The sequence below is a fragment of the Ruegeria sp. AL2 genome (assembly GCF_056540845.1).
Genome location: NZ_JBQFXM010000051.1, coordinates 1 through 4406, shown reverse-complemented (window position 1 = coordinate 4406; position 4406 = coordinate 1). Strand labels below are relative to the sequence as shown.

At 56.9% G+C, this 4406-nt stretch carries 3 protein-coding genes; all 3 read right to left on the bottom strand.

Features of this window, described 5'->3' with window-relative positions:
* Positions 1 to 103: 103 nt before the first annotated feature.
* The gene (locus tag ACR0ID_RS20240) at positions 104 to 2125 is read right to left on the bottom strand and encodes a putative 2-aminoethylphosphonate ABC transporter permease subunit (RefSeq protein WP_480556054.1); all 2022 of its coding nucleotides are present in this window, start codon (positions 2123 to 2125) and stop codon (positions 104 to 106) included.
* Positions 2122 to 3237, bottom strand: coding sequence for a putative 2-aminoethylphosphonate ABC transporter ATP-binding protein (locus ACR0ID_RS20235; RefSeq protein WP_480496631.1), 1116 nt, complete (start codon positions 3235 to 3237; stop codon positions 2122 to 2124). Before ACR0ID_RS20235 ends, ACR0ID_RS20240 begins: the two co-directional genes overlap by 4 nt.
* 132 nt (positions 3238 to 3369) lie before the next feature.
* On the bottom strand, positions 3370 to 4389 hold the full coding sequence (locus ACR0ID_RS20230) for a putative 2-aminoethylphosphonate ABC transporter substrate-binding protein (RefSeq protein WP_480521542.1): 1020 nt from the start codon (positions 4387 to 4389) through the stop codon (positions 3370 to 3372).
* Positions 4390 to 4406: the final 17 nt, after the last annotated feature.

Here is a 4406-nt window from a genome sequence, read left to right as displayed (position 1 = left end):
GTCAAGATCATACGGGCGTTTATGGACTTTGCGGAGCGGGTTCTTGGGGAGAAGGAAACCGCCGGAGATATGTGACCGGCGGGTTCTTGAGTTTTTTTGTGGATTACCTGCTGCGCCAGGCCTGTGTGCGGGCCAGGATGCCTTTTGATGCCATCAGGTGGAAGATCCGGGCGGCGGCGTTGGTGTAGAAGATCATCATGCCCATTGCGGCTGCGGGTGCGATGTCCCCGGCATCATCCATGTTCAGCACCGCGATGGACGCGAGTGTGGTTTTGGGTGAATAGAGAAACACAACCGCCGACACGGTCGTCATTGCGTTGACGAACAGATAGATCGAGATATCCAGCACCGCAGGCAGGCAGACCGGCACCGTCACGCGGGCAAACAGCTTCATTGTTGGCTGTTTGAGAGAGGCTGACACCGACTCGAACTCTTTATCCATCTGCTTGAGAGCGGTGACCGCCGTCAGGTGCGATACGGTATAGAAATGCGTCACCGTGCAAACCACCAGGATTGCCATGGTGCCGTAGATCGCATTGAACGGATTGGACGGGTTGTTGAAGAAGAAGATATAGGACAGCCCCAGAACCATGCCCGGGATGGCCATCGGCAGCATGGCGAACATCTGAAAGATCGACCGTCCGGTTTTGAAGCCGTTCGATTTTTCCACCAGATACGCCCCGAAGAAGACAACCGTCGTGCCGATCACCGCCGTCAGGAAGGCCAGTTTGATCGAGTTGAAATACGACCCCCAGCCGCCGCCATCCATCTTGTCGAACTGGTAGTTCTTGAGGCTCAGGCTCAGATCGTAGGGCCAGAACTTGATCAGCGCCGCAAACTGACACACGGCCAGAAGACCAATGATGAACAGGCCGACCAAGCTGCAGTAGATCAGGAATATGCGATCAGCCTTTGGGTTTGGTGTTGCCTGATATGGAACCGAGCGCGCAGAAAGCAGCGCCACCTGCTTGGACTGAACCATCCGGTCGATGGCAAAAGCCAGAATTGCGGGGATGACCAGAACCACCGAGACCACGGCGCCCATCTCAAAGTTCTGCTGGCCGATCACCTGTTTGTAGATATCCACGGCAAGCACGTTGAACTGGCCGCCGATCACCTTTGGCAGGCCGAAATCGGTGATCACCAGATTGAACACGACAAAGGCTGCGGAAATCAGGCCATAGCGCGCGCCGGGTATGGTAACGGTCCAGAATGTCCGCCAGGGGGTAGAGCGCAAGCTGACAGCGGCCTCGTACAACCGCGCATCCGATATCGCGAGCGCAGTCGATATGATCAGGAACGCGTGTGGAAAGGTAAAGAAGACCGATCCGATCACGATGCCTATGGGGCCGTAGATACTGGCACCGAACAACAACTCCTTGATCATCCCCTGATTGCCGAACAGGTAGACCAGCGCGATGCCCGGCAGCAGCGAGGGAACCAGAATCGGCGCCATCGCGATCAGGCGAAAGACCCCCTTGAACCGCATGCAGCTTCGGTTCAGCGCATAGGCAAACCAGAACGCCAGCGTCACCGTAACGATTGTGCTGACAACCGAAATCCAAAGGGAATTCTTGATCGAGTTGAACAGGGCTGGTGTCGAGAAGTAGTTGATGAAGTTGCCCAGACCCCGCGCTTGAACCGGCCGCATCTGCACCCGGCGGAACGTGTTGGAATCAAGCTCGACCCAATCGGTGCCTTCGTTCAAAGTCGACCCGACCAGAAAGCGCCCGGCCTCCGTCGTGTTCCGCATCTGGTACATGACCGGGCTGCGAAAGCTGAATTCCGGAAAGAACCCGGTCACCGGCAAACGCCCGTCCGAGCCGGTTGTCAGATCGGTGTCGGAATACACCCCCAATTGCCTGTTCAGTTCGTCAGCCGTCAGGATCGTTCCGTCGAACACACCCGCTTCATCACTGACCTGAAACTCATACTGGGACAGCTCGACCCGGTAGGTCGAGAAGGACTTGGAAAGCATCGTGTAAAGCGGCAGTGCCAGTGTCACGATCAGATAGAGCGCGATCACCATCATGCTTCCGCGCATCAGGATGTCATCGCGGCTGAGCCTGGGCCTGATATCCGGCCCGACAGGCAATGTGTCCTGATTGGTCGACATCGTGCTCATGCCGCAGCCTCCGGAAGGTCAAACGCCATCAGGCGGTTCTCGGGAAGCTCAATCACCATGCTGCACCCCTCTTCCAGCTCAAGACGACGCACGGCGTTGATCGAAAAATCCGCGATCAGTTCCGAAGATCCGAACCGCTCGTTGTTCAGGCGGCAGCGCCAGAACGAGCCCAGAAACTCCATTTCATCGAGCGTGACCTCGATGCAGTTCCGATTGCCGCCCGTGTCAAGATAACCAGCTTCATGAGGGATGATGTCTTCGGGACGAATGGCCGCAATGACAGGGGTTCCATCATTGAACGTGTGGCTGAGGCAGGCAAAGGTCTTTTCCCCGACGCTCAACCGCCCGCCTTTCGTAACCTGAGACTGGATCTGGTTCATTTCACCGATAAAGTCGGCCACGAACAGGTTGGCCGGTTCGCGGTAGATCTCCGTGGGCGATCCAACTTGTTCGATCACCCCGTGGTTCATCACCACGATGCGGTCGGCCATGGCCAGCGCTTCTTCCTGATCGTGCGTCACCATCACGGTGGTCACACCCAGCTTGCGCTGCAATTCCTTGATCTCATGCCGCAGGTGAACGCGCACCTTGGCGTCCAGCGCCGACAGGGGTTCGTCCAGCAGCAGCAGACCGGGATTGGTTGCAATGGCGCGGGCCAGCGCAATCCTCTGCTGCTGGCCACCGGACAATTGCGCCGGGTATTTCCTGCCCTGATCCGGCAGACCAACAAGGTTCAGCAGCTCGCTCACCCGAACCGCGATATCCGACTTGCTGCGGCCCGTGTTTTCAAGGCCAAATGCGATGTTCTTTTCGATCGTCAGGTTCGGGAACAGCGCATAGGACTGGAACACAATCCCGAAATCGCGCTCGGACGGAGGCAGGTTGGAGACGTCCTTGCCATCCTGCATAATCGTACCCTTGGTCTGCAGATCCAGCCCTGCAATCGCCCGCAACAAGGTGGTCTTGCCGCAGCCGGACGGGCCGAGGAAACAAATGAATTCACCTTCTTTGATTTCAAGAGAGATGTCCTTGAGTGCCAGAAAGCTGCCGAACGCTTTCCACAAATTCTGGATGCTGAGATACAGTTCACCGGGTGGTGTTTTCTGAAGCACGGGAGAGGTCCTCACATCTGCACCTCGGGCACGACCGATCCTGGCCGGTGCGCGCCGGGTGAGTTGGTTGTGTTGGTGGGAACAAGAGAGTGGCGGGCAGGAGAGGCACAAAAGCCCCTCCTGCCAATGGAATTACTTCGCTTCAGACTTTCCGTCATAGCGAGACTGCCATTCCTTCAGGATTGCCGCGCGATTGTTGGCGGCATATTCGAAATCATTGTTGATCATCGCATCCAGAAGACCCTCTGGGAAGTGTTCAACCGGTTTTGCAACGCCGGGATACGCCACGACCGCATAGCCGGTATTGTACATCTCGTTGGCCTCTTTGGTGACGGTGAAGTCCACCAGCTTCTGCGCGGCTTCCAGATTTGCAGTGCCGGCCACAATCGCGGTTGCTTCCATGTCCCAGCCGACGCCTTCCGAAGGCACAATGATTTCCAGCGGTGCGCCATCAGCTTTGGATTTCGCCCCACGGAACGCAAAAGAAATACCAATCGGGATCTCGCCCGCCGCCGCCAGTTTGCAAGGCTTCGAGCCGGAATGGGTGTAGCGCGCAATATTCTCGTGCAGCGCATCCATGTATTCCCAGCCACCTTCTTCACCAAACATTTGAAGCCAGCTGGACACATCAAGGAACCCCGTGCCAGAGGAATTCGGGTTCGGCATGATAACCTGATCCTTGTACATCGGATCAGTCAGGTCCTTCCACGAGGTCGGCGGCTTCAGCCCGGCCTTTTCCGCCTCAACCGTGTTGTAGCAAATCGAGGCAACCCAGGCGTCCATGCCAACCCAGGCAGGCGGGTTGTCACCATCGACGAATTTCGCATCCAGCTTGTCTACGCCAACCGGGGCATAAGGCTCCAGCATCCCTTCGGATTTCAACAGCAGCAGAGAGGTCGCAGCCAACCCCCAGACCACATCCGCCTGTGGGTTGTCCCGTTCAGCCAGCAGTTTCGCGGTGATGATCCCCGTCGAGTCCCGGACCCAGTTGATCTTGATATCCGGATTGCTCTGATTGAACGTCTCCGCATACCGAGCAAGATCCTCAGCCTCAACAGCAGTGTATACCGTCAGTTCCGTTTCCGATGCCGCAGCCGTCGCCGTCAGTAAACCGAACGCCAAAACCGCATAAATTGATCTCTTCTGTTTCATGGTTGTCCTCTGTTGGT

Excerpts from the sequence above, each read along its gene's own strand:
- ACR0ID_RS20240 (WP_480556054.1), bottom strand. The coding sequence starts at position 2,125 with ATGAGCACGATGTCGACCAATCAGGACACATTGCCTGTCGGGCCGGAT.
- ACR0ID_RS20230 (WP_480521542.1), bottom strand. The coding sequence starts at position 4,389 with ATGAAACAGAAGAGATCAATTTATGCGGTTTTGGCGTTCGGTTTACTG.